The organism is Streptomyces kryoterrae (assembly GCF_054072135.1).
In genome coordinates, this window is record NZ_CM133358.1 from 3,397,453 (window position 1) to 3,415,133 (window position 17,681).

15 protein-coding genes are annotated in these 17,681 nt (G+C 71.4%); 5 read left to right on the top strand and 10 right to left on the bottom strand.

What is annotated here, in order from left to right:
- Positions 1-88: 88 nt before the first annotated feature.
- From ACW4TU_RS14260 to ACW4TU_RS14300, 9 genes are all read right to left on the bottom strand, one after another.
- Positions 89-1,393 carry a hypothetical protein gene (locus ACW4TU_RS14260; RefSeq protein WP_457428169.1) on the bottom strand — a complete coding sequence of 435 codons (1,305 nt, stop codon included), beginning with the start codon at positions 1,391-1,393 and terminating at the stop codon, positions 89-91.
- Positions 1,390-3,114 (bottom strand): DUF3492 domain-containing protein, encoded by a 1,725-nt coding sequence (locus ACW4TU_RS14265; protein WP_457430090.1) that lies wholly within the window; start codon positions 3,112-3,114, stop codon positions 1,390-1,392. Before ACW4TU_RS14265 ends, ACW4TU_RS14260 begins: the two co-directional genes overlap by 4 nt.
- Positions 3,115-3,322: 208 nt before the next feature.
- Positions 3,323-4,972 (bottom strand): dipeptide ABC transporter ATP-binding protein, encoded by a 1,650-nt coding sequence (locus ACW4TU_RS14270; RefSeq protein WP_457428171.1) that lies wholly within the window; start codon positions 4,970-4,972, stop codon positions 3,323-3,325.
- A complete protein-coding gene (locus ACW4TU_RS14275) occupies positions 4,969-5,967 on the bottom strand; it encodes an ABC transporter permease (protein WP_457430092.1) in 999 nt (332 codons plus the stop codon). Before ACW4TU_RS14275 ends, ACW4TU_RS14270 begins: the two co-directional genes overlap by 4 nt.
- 2 nt (positions 5,968-5,969) lie before the next feature.
- The gene (locus ACW4TU_RS14280; RefSeq protein ID WP_457428173.1) at positions 5,970-7,043 is read right to left on the bottom strand and encodes an ABC transporter permease; all 1,074 of its coding nucleotides are present in this window, start codon (positions 7,041-7,043) and stop codon (positions 5,970-5,972) included.
- 7 nt (positions 7,044-7,050) lie between these two features.
- Positions 7,051-8,775 (bottom strand): ABC transporter substrate-binding protein, encoded by a 1,725-nt coding sequence (locus ACW4TU_RS14285; RefSeq protein WP_457428175.1) that lies wholly within the window; start codon positions 8,773-8,775, stop codon positions 7,051-7,053.
- A gap of 174 nt (positions 8,776-8,949) precedes the next feature.
- Positions 8,950-9,042 carry an Ms4533A family Cys-rich leader peptide gene (locus ACW4TU_RS14290; RefSeq protein ID WP_457428177.1) on the bottom strand — a complete coding sequence of 31 codons (93 nt, stop codon included), beginning with the start codon at positions 9,040-9,042 and terminating at the stop codon, positions 8,950-8,952.
- Between the two features lie 56 nt (positions 9,043-9,098).
- The gene (locus ACW4TU_RS14295; RefSeq protein WP_457428179.1) at positions 9,099-10,385 is read right to left on the bottom strand and encodes a DUF3152 domain-containing protein; all 1,287 of its coding nucleotides are present in this window, start codon (positions 10,383-10,385) and stop codon (positions 9,099-9,101) included.
- An 8-nt stretch (positions 10,386-10,393) separates the two neighbouring features.
- Positions 10,394-11,422: an alpha/beta fold hydrolase gene (locus tag ACW4TU_RS14300; RefSeq protein ID WP_457428181.1), complete on the bottom strand. Its 1,029-nt coding sequence runs from the start codon at positions 11,420-11,422 to the stop codon at positions 10,394-10,396.
- 165 nt (positions 11,423-11,587) lie between these two features.
- Here ACW4TU_RS14300 and ACW4TU_RS14305 point away from each other — a divergent pair, with 165 nt between their 5' ends.
- From ACW4TU_RS14305 to ACW4TU_RS14320, 4 genes are all read left to right on the top strand, one after another.
- Positions 11,588-11,803, top strand: coding sequence for a hypothetical protein (locus tag ACW4TU_RS14305; protein WP_457428183.1), 216 nt, complete (start codon positions 11,588-11,590; stop codon positions 11,801-11,803).
- Positions 11,804-11,976: 173 nt separating this feature from the next.
- Positions 11,977-12,618, top strand: a complete 642-nt coding sequence (locus ACW4TU_RS14310; protein WP_457428185.1) for a TetR/AcrR family transcriptional regulator — start codon at positions 11,977-11,979, stop codon at positions 12,616-12,618.
- A gap of 135 nt (positions 12,619-12,753) precedes the next feature.
- Complete coding sequence (locus ACW4TU_RS14315; RefSeq protein ID WP_319210739.1) at positions 12,754-12,981, top strand: DUF3107 domain-containing protein; 228 nt, start codon at positions 12,754-12,756, stop codon at positions 12,979-12,981.
- A 233-nt stretch (positions 12,982-13,214) separates the two neighbouring features.
- Positions 13,215-13,484, top strand: a complete 270-nt coding sequence (locus ACW4TU_RS14320) for a hypothetical protein (protein ID WP_164409181.1) — start codon at positions 13,215-13,217, stop codon at positions 13,482-13,484.
- Between the two features lie 23 nt (positions 13,485-13,507).
- Here ACW4TU_RS14320 and ACW4TU_RS14325 read toward each other — a convergent pair whose 3' ends face one another.
- On the bottom strand, positions 13,508-14,299 hold the full coding sequence (locus tag ACW4TU_RS14325) for a ferritin-like fold-containing protein (protein ID WP_457428187.1): 792 nt from the start codon (positions 14,297-14,299) through the stop codon (positions 13,508-13,510).
- A 470-nt stretch (positions 14,300-14,769) separates the two neighbouring features.
- Here ACW4TU_RS14325 and ACW4TU_RS14330 point away from each other — a divergent pair, with 470 nt between their 5' ends.
- On the top strand, positions 14,770-17,565 hold the full coding sequence (locus ACW4TU_RS14330) for a DEAD/DEAH box helicase (protein WP_457428189.1): 2,796 nt from the start codon (positions 14,770-14,772) through the stop codon (positions 17,563-17,565).
- Positions 17,566-17,681: the final 116 nt, after the last annotated feature.

Genomic DNA, 17,681 nt, shown 5'->3' on the forward strand with positions numbered 1-17,681 from the left:
GTACTCCTTCGGGGGGTGCGGGTGCGTTCGTGATGGAGGGCCGGGCGCCGCGGAATCGGTCGCCTGCCGTGGTCGTCGGTCCGGGGCGTCATCCGGGCTCACTCGGCATCGCGTGCGCCGACGCCCTGGTCAGCGTGCGGGTGGCGTGGAACAGGAGGATCAGGGCGGCCACCGAGCAGGCCGCGGCGGGGATGCCCGCCGGGCTGCCGGCGGCCACGACCGTGTCCACCGGGACGGCCAGGAAGGCGCAGCCGGGGAGGTGGGACGCGAAGGCGGTGGCCAGTGCCGCCGCCTCCGTCGCGGCTGCCGCGCCGAGGACCACCGCCGGGGCGTGGGTGAAGCCGTGGGCCGTGAGGAGGCGGGCCAGGAGGAGCAGGGCGCCCAGGGTGACCGTCGTGGTGTAGGCCGCCGGTTCACGCAGGACCGTCGCGGAGATCGCCACGAGCGCCGCCGAGGTGCAGAGGAACAGGGCGAACGCGCCAAGGAGGAGGGGTTTCACGGCTGCCGTGAAGTCCGCCAGGCCACGGCTGGCGGCCAGCTTGCGACGGGCTCCCGCCGCGAAGAGGTGGGCGCACCAGGCGGCCGGCGCGCAGGCCAGGGTGAGGGCCATGACGGGGGCGGTGGACAGGTCGCGGACGGCGGCCGGGAATCCGTCGGGGCCGCCCGTCAGCGCGGCGGTGAGCAGGTCGTCGCCCAGCAGCGCGTACGCGAGGAGCCAGTAGGTCCACGCGCGCGTGGAGCCCGGGGTGGGGCTCGGGTACGTGCCGGGGGGTGCCGGGTGGGACCTGGGGCCCAGTGGTCCCCGACCCAGTGCCGCGCGTACGGCCAGCGCCACGGTCAGGACACCCAGCGTCGCCACGGCCAGCCGGATCCGGCCCTCGGTGAGGTGCAGGCCGGTCACCGTCGCCGCGCACAGGGCGCCCGGGAGCAGGGACAGCAGGACCCAGTCGGCCCGTACGCGGGGTACGGGCGGCGGGGTGGGCCGCGGTGCCGTTTCCGTGTCCCTGGAGACCCGGACGTACATCTCCTCGGCCAGGGAGAACACGTCCCGGTGGCGGAAGCGGGCGGCCGTCCGGTCCGTCACACCGTGGGCCTCCAGGCCGGCGGCGATCTCCAGCGGGTCCACCGCCCGCTCGCACAGTTCACGGTGTCTGTGCATGAGCGCCTTCACGGGGTCTCCGGTCCCTCGGCGCGCGGTACGGGTGGAGGGCGTGGTGGTCTGTGACCATGTCCGCGTCGTCGCCGTCTCCGTGTCGGTGTCCGTGTCCGTGTCCGTGTCCGTGTCCCGTACGTTCGTCTCCGCGGCGCCCGTGAGCCACTCCTCCGCGTGTTCGTCCCAGGCTCCGGAGCTGTTCGGTGTCCCCGGGCGGTCCAGTTCTCCCAGCTCGCTCATCGCGCGCCCTCCCCTGCGGGTACCGGGGTCGCCTGTACGGGTGCGGAAGCGCGTCCTGTCGCCCAGCCGGGCCCGCCCCGGGCCACCACGCGTATGTCGGCATGCGTCCAGTGGCCGGGGACGTGTGCCTCAGCCGGGACGGCGAACGGGAGCGGTTCGCCGGCGTGGTCGAGGACCACCTTGTGGACGGGGCAGCGCGAGACGACCTCCAGGTAAATGCCGCGAAATGCCTCGACGTTCTGCTCGACGGTGAACAGTTCGAGGGCACGGGCGCGTGCGGCGGCGCCCAGGCGTTCGCGGCGCGCCGGGTCGCGCAACAGCGCCACGCACGCCTCCGCGAGCGCCCGCGGGTTGCGCGGGGGCACCACCAGCCCCGTACCGCCGATGATCTCGACCACCGCGCCCACGTCCGTCGACACGGTCGCCCGGCCGCAGAACATGGCCTCGACCAGGCTGATCGGGAAGCCCTCGACCACGCTCGACAGGACGACGACCGCGCCGACCGCGTACGCCTCCGCGAGCGTCGGTGCCTCCGGGCCGCCGATCTCCTCGAACGACACGGGGTTGTCGCCGACCGCGTGAATACCCTCGGCCTCGTCGGGGAAGAGCTGCGCGGCGAGCGCCCGGCAGTGGCCGAGATACGCGTGGCTCTCGGCTCCCGTGGCCGCGCCGATGATGCGCAGGCGGGTCTTCGGTTCCTCCTTGCGGACCTCCGCGAAGGCGTGCAGGAGGGAGATCAGGTCCTTGGCGGGCTCGATGCGGCCGACCCAGATCAGCGTGTCGGGGTCCGCGGTCTCCGGCGACTCGCCCACTTCCGCGAAGTGGGACGCGTCCATGCCCGGGTACACGGTCCGCAGCTTCTCCCGGTCGGCCCCGCATCTCTCCTGCCAGCGACGGGTGTGCGTGTTGCCGGGGGTGACGAGCGCGGCCCGCCGGTAGATCTCCGAGGCCAGCCCGCCGTGGAAGGCCGCGAGCAGGGACCGTACGGCAGGGGCGCTGTCGTCGGCGCCCGAGGCCAGGTAGTGCGCCCGCAGCTGGACTCCGTACTCGGTGACCAGCAGGGGTACGTCGGAGAAGTGGTGGGCGAGCAGTCCGGGGAGCGCCGCCGGGCCGCCGGCCGCGGCATGGCAGAGGTCGACCGAGCCGAGCCCGTCGTCCTCGTACCAGTCGAGCGAGAGGGGGCGCAGGGCGCGTTCCAGGTGCGCGGCGACGGCGAGCAGGTCCGGGACACGCGCCTCGCGCGCCGTTCCCTGTGCGCCGGGCGCACGACAGGCGCGCTCCAGAGCGCGTACAGCGGCTTCGGAACGGAGAGCCCCCACCAGGCCGCCCTCGTCCCGGGCGAGTTCGGCGAGCCCGTACAGCGCGTTGCCGAAACGGTCCGCCTCAGCGGTGGACGGGGCCGGTCCGTCCGAGGCGTTTCCGGCGCCGGGCCCGCCGCACAGGGCCGAGGCCAACTCGCCGTAGGCCTCGGCGAAGCGCCGCCGGGCACGGCGGCCGTAGACCACCCCGTCGTCCTCGGCCGTCCACAGTGGGGCGGTCCGGACCCGGCTGACCTGCGGCGGCAGCTCGATCCAGCCCTCGTCCTCCTGCCGCTCACTGCGGCTGAGCGCATAGATGTCGAACTCGTGTCCGCCGAGCCCGCGCACGAGCCGGTCGCACCAGAGTCTGGCGTCACCGCTCACATACGGATAGCCACCCTCCGTCAGCAGTCCGATGCGCACGAGCACACCCCCGATCTCCCGTATGGGGAGCCGCCGTTGACCCGGCGGCTCGCAGCGGGACGAACGTATGCGGACATGACGGTGGTGCGACGGACGGTTGTCCGTCGCACCACCAAAAGGGGTGAACGGTCGTAACTTTCCCGTGCGGTTCGCGTTCTGTCGCGCTAAGAGATCATTCGCGCACCCATCATTACGAACGCCTGCGCGATCACGCCGGGGCCAACTCCCGTCGGGCGGTGCGGCGCCGGGCCGCGACCTCCGGGTCGAGAGCGGGTACGGCGGCCAGCAGCTGCCGGGTGTACGGGTTCTGCGGGTTGTCGTACACCTCGTCGGCAGGGCCCGATTCGACGATCCGTCCCCGCCGCATCACCGCGACGCGGTCGCTGACCTGGCGTACGACGGCGAGGTCGTGGGCGACGAACACCAGCGCGAGGCCGAGTTCGCGCTGCAACTCGCCGAGCAGGGCGACCACCTGGGCCTGGGTCGTGACGTCGAGCGCCGAGACCGGCTCGTCGCAGACGATGACGCGCGGCTCGGCGGCCAGCGCCCGTGCGATGCCCACGCGTTGGCGTTGGCCGCCGCTGAACTCGTGCGGATAGCGGTCGAAGTGCACCGGGTCGAGCCCCACGCGCTCCAGCAGCTCCCCCACGCGTCCCCGGACTCGCCCCTCGTCCCTCTCGCCGCGCGCCCGCAGCGGGTCGGCGATCGACTCGCCCACGCTGCGGCGGGGGTTGAGGGAGGAGACCGGGTCCTGGAAGACCATCTGCACGGCCGGGCCCACTCCGGACCGCGCGCGCCCCTCGTAACGCACCTCGCCGGCCGTCGGCTCCAGCAGCCCGACCAGCATCCGCCCGAGCGTCGTCTTGCCGCTGCCGCTCTCGCCGACGATCCCGAGGGTGTCGCCCCGGCGCACGGTCAGCGACACGTCGTCCACGGCCGCGAACGCGCGCTTCCCGCGCCCGAACTCGCGCCGCAGGCCGACGGCCTCCAGCACGATCTCCTCGGAGCCGGAAGCATCCCCGGGGACCCGCCTCGCGTCCACGCGCGGGACCGCGGCGAGCAGTTCGCGGGTGTACGCCTGGGCGGGCGCCCCCAGTACGGCGGCGACCGGGCCGTGCTCGACGGCGCGCCCGTGCCGCATCACCAGCACGTCGTCGACGCTCTCCGCCGCGACGCCCACGTCGTGCGTGACGAGCAGCAGACCCATGCCGGTCTCCTCGCGGAGCGTGTGCAGCAGGTCGAGGATCTGGGCCTGGACGGTCACGTCCAGCGCGGTCGTCGGCTCGTCGGCGATCAGCAGGTCGGGCTCGCAGGCGAGCGCCATGGCGATCAGCGCGCGCTGGCGCATCCCGCCGCTGAACTCGTGCGGCCGGGACCGCGACCGCCGTTCCGCGTCCGGAATTCCGACCCGGTCCAGTACGTCGACGGCACGCGCGCGTGCGGCCCGCCGGGACGCCTTCGTGTGCACCCGGTACACCTCGGCGATCTGGTCGCCCACCGCGTAGTACGGGTCGAGGGAGGAGAGCGGGTCCTGGAAGACCATCGCCGCCTTCGCCCCACGCAGTCGCCGCAGTCCGGCCTCGGACGCCCGCTGTACGTCGGTTCCGGCGACCCGGATCGTGCCGCCGACCTCCGCTCCGGTACCGCGGTGCAGCCCCAGCAGGGCGGACGCGACCGTGGACTTGCCGGAGCCGGACTCGCCGACCAGGCCCAGCGCGGCGCCCTTCGCGAGCCGGAACGACAGCCCGTCCACCGCCCGCAGGGAGCCGAAGGCGACAGTCAGGCCGTCGACCTCCACGAGAGCCGCGCTCTCCGCGCTCTCCACCGGGACCTCACTTGAGGCCTTTCCCAAGCTCATACGAGCACCACCCGTCGATCGGCCACCGCGTACAGCACATCCGCGACGGCGTTGGCGATGACCACGAAGAAACCGGTGACCAGGACCATGCCGACGACCACCGGCAGGTCGACGACCTTGACCGCCTCGACGAGTTCGTGTCCGATTCCGGGCAGTCCGAAGAGCGTCTCGGTGAGCACCGCGCCGCCGAACATCGACCCGAAGTCCGTGGCCGTCAGGGCGATCAGGGGCGCCACCGCGCCGCGCAGCGCGTGCCGCCCGATGATGGACGGCTCCCCCACGCCGTACGCGCGGAAGGTGCGTACGTGGTCCTCGGCGAGCGTCTCCAGCATCGACGCCCTGGTCAGGCGGGCGTACTTGGCGGACTCGATGAGGGCCAGCGACAGCCAGGGCAGCAGCAGGTTCCAGGCCCACTGCTCGGGGTCGTCGGCGAAGGGCACGTACTGCGGGAAGGGCAGCAGTTCCAGCTGGCCGCAGACGACGATCATCAGGATCAGGCCGATGACGAAGACGGGCGTGGCCGTGCCGGCCAGTGTGAGGCCGGTCAGGATGCGCTCGGTGGGCCGGCCTCGCCGCCAGGCGGAGAGCACTCCGGTGCCCACGCCGATGAACAGCCAAAGGATCATCGCACCGAGCGCGAGCGAGCCGGTGACCGGCAGCTTCGCCAGGATCAGCTCGGTGACCTGCTGGTCGCTCTGGTACGAGAGGCCGAGGCAGGGCGCCGAGCAGTGCTGGACGGACGTACCGGTCGAGTAGTCCTGGCCGGCGAAGATGCCCTGGAGGAAGTGCCAATAGCGCAGGTACAGCGGGTCGTCGAGGCGCAGTTGCTCGGCGACCTGGTGCACCTGGGCGGGGGAACATCGCGGGCCGCAGGTGATCTGGGCGACGTTGCCGGGGGCGACGTAGAAGACGACGTAGATGATCACCGAGATGGCGAGGAGGGTGACGATCGCGCCGACGACCCGGCGGGCGACGAACCCGCCGAAACCGGAGATGTTCATGCGCCGGTTCCCTTCGGCTCCGCCGTGACCTCGGTCTTCTTCTCCGTCGCGACCGTCGCGACCGCCTCGATGGTCCCGATCTTGGCCTCGCGCCTGCGGCCCGTGCCGATGCGCAGGCGCGAGGCCGCGCGCGGGTCGAGGGCGGTGCGTATGCCGTCGCCGAGGACGGTGAGGGCGAGGACGGTCACGAAGAGGGCTCCCGCGGGCAGTAGCAGGTACTGCGGTGCCGCCTGGTACCAGACGTCGGCGGCGGTGATCATCTGCCCCCAGGACGGCGTCGGCGGCTTCACGCCCACGCCGAGGAAGGACAGGGCTGCCTCGACCGTGATGTTCGACGGGACGAGGAGCGCGGCGTACGTGATGACGGGTGCGGCGAGGCCGGGCAGCAGTTCGCGGCGGGCGATCCGCCAGGAACCCCAGCCGCTGAGCCGGGCCGCGGCCACGTGGTCGAGTTGTTTGAGGGTGAGCGTCTGGGCGCGCACGATCTTCGCGATCCCGCCCCAGGCGATCAGTCCGATGACGAGGGCGACGAGAACGGGCCGCGGGAAGCTGCTGGGCACGATCGCCAGCAGGGCCAACGACATGATCATGAGAGGCAGGGCGATGATGACATCGGTGAGACGGCTCAACAGTTGATCAACCCATTGACTGCCGAGAGCGGACGCGATGCCGACCACGACGCCGATCGACACCTGGACGAGGGTTGCCGCGAGCGCGACGCCCAGCGAGACCCGGGCCCCGTAGACGAGCCGGGCGAACAGATCGCGCCCCGTCTGCGGTTCGACACCGAGCCAGTGGTCGCCGCTGATCCCGCCGAACGAGCCGGTCGGGACGCCTCCGCGCGCGGAGTCGACGAGGGCGGGGTGGTAGGTGGTCGGGTCCTGGCCGGCGAGCGCGGTGAGCAGCGGCGCGGCGAGCGCGACCAGGACGAGCAGCGCGACGACGGCCGCCGCGACGAGGGCGGCACGCTGCGCACGCAGCCGCCGCCAGAACTGACGGGCCCCCGAGGCCGTCGGGACGGGTGTCGCACCCGTCCCGACGGCCCGGGAGGCGAGAAGGACCTCGCTCACGATGTGGTCACTTCACCGAGATCTGGGAGATGTCCAGGACACCCGTCCAGTCGCTGATCACGATGTTCTTGACGCCCTTGCCGTACAGCCGCTTGTAGACCGGGTAGAACAGCGGCACGGTCAGCGCCTGCTCGCCGATCCTGCTGTCCAGCGCACCCCACCTCTTGGCGGCAGCGTCAAGATCGGTCAACTTGTTGATCGCGTCAATCTCGGCATTGACCGACTTGTCATCGAGGAAGCCGGTGTTGAAGTTCGCGCCGTCCTTGACGATCTGCCGGCCGTCGAAGATCGGGGCGAGGAACGGCCCGCCGGAGGGCCAGTCGGCACCCCAGTGGGCGAGGAAGAACCCGGGCTCCTTGTTCACGTCGTGGATGGTGTCGGAGTAGTCGTTGTCCTCCAGCCCGTCAAGCTTCACCGTGATGCCGGCCTTCTTGAGCGCGTCCTGGACGGCGGTCGCGATCTCCGGGCTGGTCTCGAAGTCCTTGGCGTTGGAGTGGGTCAGGGTGACGGTCAGCCCGTTCGGGTAACCGGCCTCCTTCAGTACCTCCTTGGCCTTGGCCGGGTTCCCGGAGGCACCCGCCGGGAAGTGGTCGTACGGCGTGTACCCGAAGGACTTCTGGTTCGGCAGATAGGTGGTGGCGGGCTCGGCGAGCGACGAACCGCCGGCCGCGTTGATGACGCTCGTACGGTCGATGGCGTACGAGATCGCCTCACGCACCTTGACGTTGTCGAACGGCTTGGTCTTCGGGTTGAACGCTATGTAGTTGATGTAGCCGAAGTGCCCGGTGCCGACGCGCGCGGCCAGTTCCTTGTCGCCGGAGACCTTGGCGAGCTCGGCCGGGCCGAGGTTGGTGTCCGTGGTGACGGACGCGGCGTCCGCCCCTTGGGACGCCGACAGCCGCTGGTTGATCACCGAGGAGTCCAGCCCGGACCGTACGTCGATCTTGTCCGGGTACGCCTTGCGCTCCGCGTCCGTGGCCGCCGACCAGTAGGTGTTGCGCTCCAGGATCAGCCGCTCGCCGTCGCCCTCGTTGCTGACGACCTTGTACGGGCCCGACGAGATCGGGTGCTCCTCGTACTTCGTGCCGGTGTCCTTGGCCTTCGGGACCGGCGTGAACTGCGTCTGCGTGGCCAGGTAGGGGAACTCCCCCTCGGGCTTGTCCAGACGGAAGACGATCGTGCGGGCGTCCGGCGTCTCGATCGCGTCGAGGCCCTTGCCCTTGTCCTTGTAGGGCCCCTGGTAGTCGGCGGCGCCGATCAGCCAGTCCCTCAGATAGGGCGCGCCGCCGGAGAGTTCGGGGGCGAAGGAACGCTCGATGCCGTACTTGATGTCGGCGCTGGTGATCGCCGTGCCGTCCTCGTACTTGAGCCCCTCCTTCAGGGTGTACGTCCACACGGTCGCGTTCTCGCTCGGGCGCCCGGTGTCGGTGGCCAGGTCGGGGACGACCTTCGCGCCCGCGGCCCCGCTCTCGCGGTTGCGCGTGGTGAGCGTGCGGAAGACCAGCGAGGGGACGTTGCCGCCGCCGGAGGTGTACAGCCGGGCGGGGTCGAAGTCGTCCTGCGGGTTGGAGTTCAGGACGGTGAGCGTGCCGCCCTTCCGCGGCTTGGAGCCGCCGCTCCCCGCGCCCTTGGCATCGTTGTCCTTCGGACCGCACGCGGCGGCGCCCGCGGCCAGGACAAGGCTGACGGACACCGCTGCGACACGGCGCGCTCTGACGGACGGTTGGCGCATCAGGAAGACGACCTCTCGAATGATGAGACGGAATGACGGGGAATGAGACGGGAGTGAACACACGTCTGCCCGGGCGTCAGGTCGCATCAGGCCGTCGAGAACCGCCGCCGATGGCGGAGGTCAGTTGGTGACGGCAAAGACGAACGTCGCGACACACACGCCCGGGGGCAGGTGTCAGCGACAGAGAATGTCGGCTACACAGAGCGGGGTCACGCCGATCAGCGCCAGCTCGATGGCGGCGCGACAGACAGCATGACTAGACCACATGCGCAAAAATATGAACGAACTTTCGACCCATGTCAACGTGGCCCCTGAGCCGCGTGTCAACTTCCCGGATACGGCCAGGGGTTGGCCCGGCAGTGGATCCCGTCGTGGTCGAGGAACTTGGTCTGCTGCTGCATGACCGGGGCGAGGTCGCCGTCCTTGTCGCAGGTCACGTGCCCATAGCCGAGGCGGTGACCGACCTCGTGGTTGATCAGCATCTGCCGGTACGCGTAGATCTTGTCGCCGTAGGTTTTGGACCCCTGCGCCCATCGATAGGCGTTGATCATCACGCGGTCGGTGGCGGCCGAGTCGCAGGACACGTTGTCCTCGGTGGTGTCGAGACCGGACTTGGCACACCAGAAGGCGGTGGTGCCGGGGCTCGCCAGCGTGATCACGAAGTCGGGCTTGCCGGAGGAGATCCGCTCGAAGGTACGGCCGCCGTTGTGGGCCCAGCTCCGTTTGTCGTTGAGCGTCTTCTGCACGGCCTGCGCGAACAGCCCTCCGTCGAGCCCGAGCCCCTGCTCGACGTCCACCCGGTACGTGTACTTCCGCCCCGCACCCGGCGCCTTGGCGAACCCGCGGATCGCGTCGAACCGCCCCGAGCCCTTGAGGGCCGCCCCGAGCGCGTACGTCCTGGCCATCTTCTGCTCGTACGTCAGTGTTGTCGCCGCGCCCGGCGCGTCGGACGCGGCGGGAAGGCCGCCAACGCGCGCCGCGGAGTCCCCGGAGCCCTGGACGTCCTGGCCCGAGCCGATCGCGGTCTGCGTCCGCACACCGCCGCCGTCGTCCTGGCCCTGGGTGACCTGCCCGGCCACGACGACCGCCAGCACGGTGGTGACGGCGGCAGCCGCGATCCCGGTGAACGCCCGCCCCTTGCCGCCCTTGGCCTTGACCGCCACCTCGGCGGGCAGGGCGTAGGAGTCGGCCGGGTCGGCGGGGTGCGATGTCCGGGCGCGGGGCGCGAAGCGGTCGGCGTCCTCGACGACGAGGCCGGCTCCGTCGAAGGCATCGACGTACGCCTGCCGGGGCCCGGAAGGGTTCGGAGGCGCGGGACGCTGACGCGGTATGGCGGGACCGGCTCCGGCCCGCCCGCCCAACTCGCCCCAGCCACCGCCGGATTCACGCTGCTCGGGATGCCCGCCGCCCCGGACACGCGGAAAGCCGTGCGCGGGCGTGCCTTCCGGGAGGCGCGGGAACCCGTGAGCCGGGGTGCCGTCAGGAACCGTGAAACGGGGTGCGCCTTGCTCTTGTCGGGGTTGCTTCCCCTGGGGAACCACGGGGATGTTCGCCGAGTCGCCCGTACTCGCGCTGCCGCCGGTTCGTCCGCGGCGGCTGTGACGTCCCACCTCGCGTCTCAGCTCCCCGCGTTCGCGGCGTCAGCCCTGGTGCCGACCGTCCTCGCTGTCACAGTACCGGTATCCGCCTTCAACAAACCTGTGTCCTGGAGTAGTTCACGGAACGCCGACGCGACCGTCTCCGGGTACTCCATCATCGCCACATGCCCGGCGTCGGGCAGCGAGAGCAGCCGCGAGTCGCGGAAGGTGCGCGCCGCGCGCTGGGCCATGCGGTAGGAGACGAGCTGGTCCCGGCCGCCGTAGACGAGGAGCGTCGGTGCGAGCACGCGCTCGGCCTGGCGCCACAGCCCGTGCTGTCCGCCGAGCGTGTACGCGTTCACGATCCCGCGCGCGGAACGTGCCATCGCGTCCCAGAAGTACGGCAGTTGCAGCCGTCTCTCCATCTCCTCGACCGCGTTGCGGAATCCCTCGGGCGTCACCTGCCCAGGATCCCCGTAACAGAGCGCCGTGACCCCGCGGACGCGCTGTTCTGCGCTCCAGCCCTCGGTCAACCGGGTGAACAGACGGGCCACGCCGGGCAGGGCGAGCAGGCCGGTCGGCACCGCGTTGCGCTGCACGCGGATCTCCGGCAGCGCGGGCGAGACGAGCGTCAGCGTCCTGACGAGGTCGGGCCGCACCGCGGCGACCCGGGTCGAGACCGCGCCGCCCAGCGAGTTGCCGAACAGGTGCACGGGACCGCGCCCGGAGGCGTCGAGGTAGCGGATGACGGCACGCGCGTGCCCGGTGACCGAGTAGTCGCCGTCGTCCGGCGGCGGGGAGTCGCCGAAGCCCGGCAGGTCGAGCGCCTCGCTGTCGACGAGCTCGTCGTGCAGTTGCATGAGCGCCGACCAGTTCTGCGAGGAACCGCCCAGGCCGTGGACGTACAGCGCGGGCGGCAGCCCTTCGCGCGCGGGGGGCCTCGACCGCACGGTCAGGGTGATCCCCGGCAGACCGACCGAGCGCAGCCGCTCACCCTCAGCGACCCTGACGGGCGCCACCTTCGGAAGCACATTGGTGGCCGGCACGTACGGCAGCTCGGTCGAAGACATGCGGCAATGTTACGAGACGATCACGCAGTGGTTCGTGTGTTCGGCATCACAGGGCCACAATCCGGATTTCCTGACGCCCCGATCACCTGGCATCCCGATCCCGTGTCTCCTACGCTCGTAACAGGGCACCCGCAGGAGAACCGCACCCCCGGAAGGGAGCCCAGCATGGCCGTCGACCCCACCGAGCCCGAGGACTACGAGGGCGAGGACAGCGCCGAGTTCGACGTCGAAGCCCCCGAGGCCGACGCCGTCGAGCAGCGCACCGACGTCACTCCGCAGCACGACGCCCCACTGACCGGCGAGAACACCGACCGCGCCAACGAGGCCGACCTCGCGGAACAGGCCCGTGTCGTGAAACTGGACGAGGACGACTACCGATAGCCGTCAGCGCACTCCGTACCGAGCGCAGGATTTGTTGCCATTTGAGCAAATAGCCCGGAACATACAGTCGCTCGGTCGAGGAATTTCTGTGCCCGCACCGCGCACACGAGGGTTACCGAAAAGTACGATGGCGGCGCGGCGCACACCGCATGTGGAAGAAATTGGGAGGCGGCGTGACAGCCATCGAGCAAACTGAGGCGGCACGCCCGCGGGGCACGCGGTTGCCGCGTCGCGCCCGCCGGAACCAGCTGCTGGGCGCCGCCCAGGAAGTGTTCGTGGCGCAGGGCTACCACTCCGCCGCGATGGACGACATCGCCGAACGGGCCGGTGTCAGCAAGCCGGTGCTCTACCAGCACTTCCCGGGCAAGCTCGACCTTTACCTGGCCCTGCTGGACCAGCACTGCGAGTCCCTGATCGAGTCGGTCCGCGCGGCCCTGGCCTCGACCTCCGACAACAAGCAGCGCGTCCGGGCGACCATGGACGCGTACTTCGCGTACGTGGAGGACGACGGCGGCGCGTTCCGCCTGGTCTTCGAGTCCGACCTGACCAACGAGCCGGCCGTGCGCGAGCGCGTCGACAAGGTCACGCACGAGTGCGCGGAGGCGATCTCCGAGGTCATCGCCGAGGACACCGGCCTCTCGCCCTCCGAGTCGATGCTGCTGGCCTCAGGTCTGGGTGGCCTGTCCCAGGTGGTGGCGCGGTCCTGGCTGCACAGCGACCGCAGTGTCCCGCGCGATCAGGCGGTCCAGTTGCTGGCCTCGCTGGCCTGGCGCGGCATCGCCGGTTTCCCGCTGCACGGCACCGAGCACCACTGACCGCCCGTTTGTTCCCGTCGGCTGTTCGCTCCTGGCGTTCCCGGGCGGAACATGTACGTCCCCTCACCGGGCTAATGTGTGCTGGGTACGGCGCGGACGCCCGCGCACTTCACTGACCGTCGGAGGGACATAGCCGTGGAGGTCAAGATCGGCGTGCAGCACGCGCCCCGCGAGATCGTTCTGGAGAGCGGTCAGAGCGCCGAGGAGGTCGAGCAGGCCGTGGCGGATGCGCTGGCCGGCAAGTCGGCGCTCCTGAGCCTCGTGGACGACCACGGCCGCAAGGTCCTGGTGCCGGCCGACCGTCTCGCGTACGTCGAGCTGGGCGAGCCGACGGTCCGCAAGGTGGGCTTCAGCGCGCTGTAGGACACGTAGGACGCGCATGTGGGTGGGGCCCGGCGGTTCGACCGCCGGGCCCCACCCATGTCCACAGCCCCATTCACAGCCCCGTCCGCGTCCGTGCCACCCGTCGTGCCCCCCGTGGTCCGTATGCACAGGTTGACCACACGTCACCCTTACAAGTGGGTTGCCCTGCGCAGGTCACGGGTATGACGGGCTGAGAACGTCACGCGCATACCGGCTGTGGGAGGGACCCCGACATGTTCTTGGAAGCACTCGGCTCCGCGATCCTCGGCCTCGCGCTGGCATGGGCGGCGGCCCGCCGTCTGCCCGACCGCCTCCCCGCACGCCCCCTGGTCCTGTCGACCGGTGCGGCCGGAGCCCTTTTCGGCGCCCTGATCACGCACAGCGCGTTGAGTTCCGGCCACTTCGTGCTGATCCTGCTGGGCGCGGCGGCCGTGTCGGCCGCCTCCCTCTCCCTGCTGCTCCGCCCTAAGGGCAGACTCCACCGGTCATCGGCGACGGCGTAACCACCCGCACGGAGACACGGAAACTAGGCGGCCAGCCCCAGCGCCGCCATCCGCTTCGTGTGCGCCTCGGTGATCCTGGAGAACATCCGGCCGACCTCCGCGAGGTCGAACCCGTCCGCGACGCCGCCGACGAGCATCGTGGACAGCGCGTCCCGGTCTGCCACGACCCGCTGCGACTGTGAGAGCGCCTCGCCCATCAGCCGTCGCGCCCACAGCGCGAGCCGCCCGCCCAGGCGCGGCTCGGCGTCGATCGCCGCGCGCACCTTCTCGATGGCGAAGCTCGCGTGCCCGGTGTCGTCGAGGACAGCGAGCACCAGCTGCCGGGTGTCCGAGTCGAGGCGGGCCGCGACCTCGCGGTAGAAGTCACTGGCGATCGAGTCACCGACGTACGCCTTGACGAGTCCCTCCAGCCAGTCGGAGGGAGCCGTCTGCTTGTGGAAGCCGTCGAGCGCGGCGACGAACGGCTCCATCGCCTGTCCCGCGTCGGCGCCGATCTCCGTGAGCCGGTTCCTGATCTGCTCGAAGTGGTGGAACTCCGCCGACGCCATCTTGGCCAGTTCCGACTTGTCCACCAGTGTCGGCGCCAGCTTGGCGTCCTCGGCGAGCCGCTCGAACGCGGCCAGTTCGCCGTACGCGAGCGCGCCGAGCAGGTCCACGACCGCGGCACGGTACTGCGGGTCGGTGGCGGCCTGTGCCCAGTCCTGGGCGGCGATTCCGGTGAGTGCGGGAGCGGCGTCGGCCGCGGTCCCTGTCGTGCTTTCGTCGGGGGTCGAGGAGGTACCGGAGGCATTGTCAGGCGTCGTCATGAAGCGCACAATAGCCCGCTGGCCACAAGGCGGAAGGCCCTGCTCAATCAGTGTGACGACCACTACGTGACCGAATCGGCCATCGCATGTGCGCGATTCCGGGGTATGGTGGTATTGCGCTCGCTGAGTTGAAAGACGTAGCTCGGCGGGCCACATGAATGAGGATGCCCGGTCGGTGGCCCGATCGGCTCCGACCCGACAGCTCTCCTCACCCGTACGGCACGATGCGTACGGAGTTCGGAGGGACCCTCAGCGGTACGAGCGCTCGAGCGTCGGCAGTGGTCCCGTGCCATTCGGCCTGCCCGTGAGGCGGCCGAAGTTTTCGGCCCGGTCCCGACACGACCCCCACGCTCGCCTCGCACCGCGTACACAGAAGAGGCATTGCCCTGACTACGACTTTCCGGGATCTCGGAATTCTTCCCGAGACCGCCGAGGCGCTCGAAGCCGTCGGCATCATCACCCCCTTCCCCATCCAGGAGATGACCCTCCCCGTCGCCCTCAGCGGCTCGGACGTCATCGGCCAGGCCAAGACCGGAACCGGCAAGACACTCGGCTTCGGTCTCCCGCTTCTCGAGCGCGTGACCGTCCCCGCCGACGTCGAGGCCGGCCGCGCCAAGCCCGAGCAGCTCACCGACGCCCCGCAGGCCCTCGTCGTCGTCCCGACGCGCGAGCTGTGCCAGCAGGTCACGAACGACCTGCTGACGGCCGGCAAGGTCCGTAACGTGCGCGTTCTCGCCATCTACGGCGGCCGGGCGTACGAGCCGCAGGTCGAGGCCCTCAAGAAGGGCGTCGACGTCATCGTCGGCACCCCGGGCCGTCTCCTCGACCTCGCGGGTCAGAAGAAGCTCGACCTCAAGCACATCCGCGCGCTCGTCCTCGACGAGGCCGACGAGATGCTCGACCTGGGCTTCCTGCCCGACGTCGAGAAGATCATGAACATGCTGCCGCCCCGCCGTCAGACGATGCTGTTCTCGGCGACCATGCCGGGCGCGGTCATCGGTCTGGCGCGGCGCTACATGTCGCAGCCCACGCACATCCGCGCGTCCGAGCCGGACGACGTGGGCAAGACGGTCGCGAACACCGCGCAGTACGTCTACCGCGCGCACAACATGGACAAGCCCGAGCTGGTGGCGCGGATACTGCAGGCCGACGGCCGGGGACTGGCCATGGTCTTCTGCCGTACGAAGCGCACGGCGGCGGACCTCGCCGACCAGCTCGCGCAGCGCGGTTTCGCCTCCGGCGCCGTCCACGGCGACCTCGGCCAGGGCGCCCGCGAGCAGGCGCTGCGCGCCTTCCGCAACGGCAAGGTCGACGTCCTCGTCTGCACGGACGTGGCCGCGCGCGGTATCGACGTCGAGGGTGTCACGCACGTCATCAACTACCAGTCTCCCGAAGAGGAGAAGACGTACCTGCACCGCATCGGCCGTACGGGCCGCGCGGGCGCCAAGGGCATCGCGATCACGCTGGTCGACTGGGACGACATCCCGCGCTGGCAGCTGATCAACAAGGCGCTGGAGCTGAAGTTCAACGACCCGCCGGAGACGTACTCCACGTCCCCGCACCTCTTCGAGGAACTGAGCATCCCGGTCGGCACCAAGGGTGTCCTGCCGCGCTCGGAGCGTACGCGGGCCGGCCTGGGCGCCGAGGAGGTCGAAGACCTCGGTGAGACGGGCGGGCGCGGTGGCCCGCGCGGTCGCGGTGGCCGCAGCGGCCACTCCTCCGGCCCGGCGGCTGCCGCCGCTCCGCCGGTGGAGCGTGAGCGCCCGGCGCGTACGCCGCGCAGTCGCCGCCGTACCCGTGGCGGTGCCGACTCGGAAGCGCCGACGACTCCGGTCACGTCGGCCACCCCGGTCAACGAGGCTCTCGCCTCCTCCGAGCAGCCCACCGAGCGCCGTACGCCGCGCCGTCGCCGCCGTACGCGCGGTGCGGCCCCGGAAGCGGTGGCGGCCCCCACGACGACGTTCGTCGAGCCGTCGGCCGAGGCCGCCGTCGCTACGGCGGAGGGCACGGCCCCGGCCCCCGAGGCCACGGACAGGTCGCGCCGCCGCCGCACCCGCAGGACGGCTGAGCCCGCACTGGTCACCCCGGTCGAGGTCGTCCCGGTCGAGGCACCGGCCGTCCCCGAGGCCGAGGCGCCGGAGGAGCAGCCGCGTCGTCGCCGTACCCGCAGGACGGCGGAACCGGTCGTCGACGTCGTCGAGGCCCCGGTCGTCGCGGAGACCAAGCCGCGCCGCGCCCCCCGCAAGGCCACGGCAACGGCCGCGCCGGTGACTGCCGAAGCCGTCGTGGACACGGCGGAAGGCGTCGAAGCCGAGCCGACACGCCGGACCGCTACCCGCGAGGCGACCACAGCCGCACCGGCCGCGGAAGCCGCCGTCGACACCGCCGAGGCGACCGAGGCCAAGCCCCGCCGCCGCACCGCACGCAAGGCCGCCGAGCCCGTCGTGGCCGTGGTCGAGGCCGCCCCGGAGGCTCCGGAGGCCGAGGCCACGAAGCCCCGCCGGACGCGTAAGGCGGCGGTGGCCGCCGTGGAAACAGCCGAGGCGACGGAGATCAAGCCGCGCCGCGCGACGCGCAAGGCCACGGCGGCGACGCCACCGGCCGCCGAGGCAGCCCTCGACACCGTCGAGGCGGTCGAGGCGAAGCCGCGTCGCCGTACGGCCCGCAAGGCCGCCGAGCCGGCGGTCGTGACGGAGACGGCCGGCATCCCGGCCCAGCCGACCTCGGCCGAGACCCCGGAGCCGAAGCGCCGTGCGACGCGCAAGGCGACGGCACCGGCCGCGGAGACCGCCGTGGACACCGCCGAAGGCGTCGAGGCCAAGCCCCGCCGCCGGGTGACCCGTAAGGCCGCGGAGGCCCCGGTGGTCGTCGAGTCGGAGGCCACGGAGCCGAAGCGTCGTACGGCCCGCAAGACCACGTCGACGGCCGCGGAGGCCGTTGTCGACACCGTCGAGGCAAAGCCGGCGCGCCGGACCGCGACTCGCAAGGCGACCACAGCCGCACCGGCCGCGGAAGCCGCCGTCGACACCGCCGAGGCGACCGAGGCCAAGCCCCGCCGCCGCACCGCACGCAAGGCGGTCGAGGTCGTCGCGGACATCCCCGCCCAGGCGGCGGACGAGGCGGAGGCCAAGCCGCGCCGCCGTACGGCACGCAAGGCCGCCGAACCGGCGGTCGTCGTGGAGACGGCACCGGAGGCCGCCGAGGCGAAGCCCAGGCGCCGTGCCACCCGCAAGGCCACGGTCAGCGCGCCGACCACGGACTCCGTGGAGGCCTGACCACGAGGGCCCCGGCCCTCAGCACCACGGCCACACCCGGACGGCCCGGCCCACCTCACCAGGTGGGCCGGGCCGTCCGGCGTTCTCCCGGACCGTCCGGCGGATCACGCCGGAAA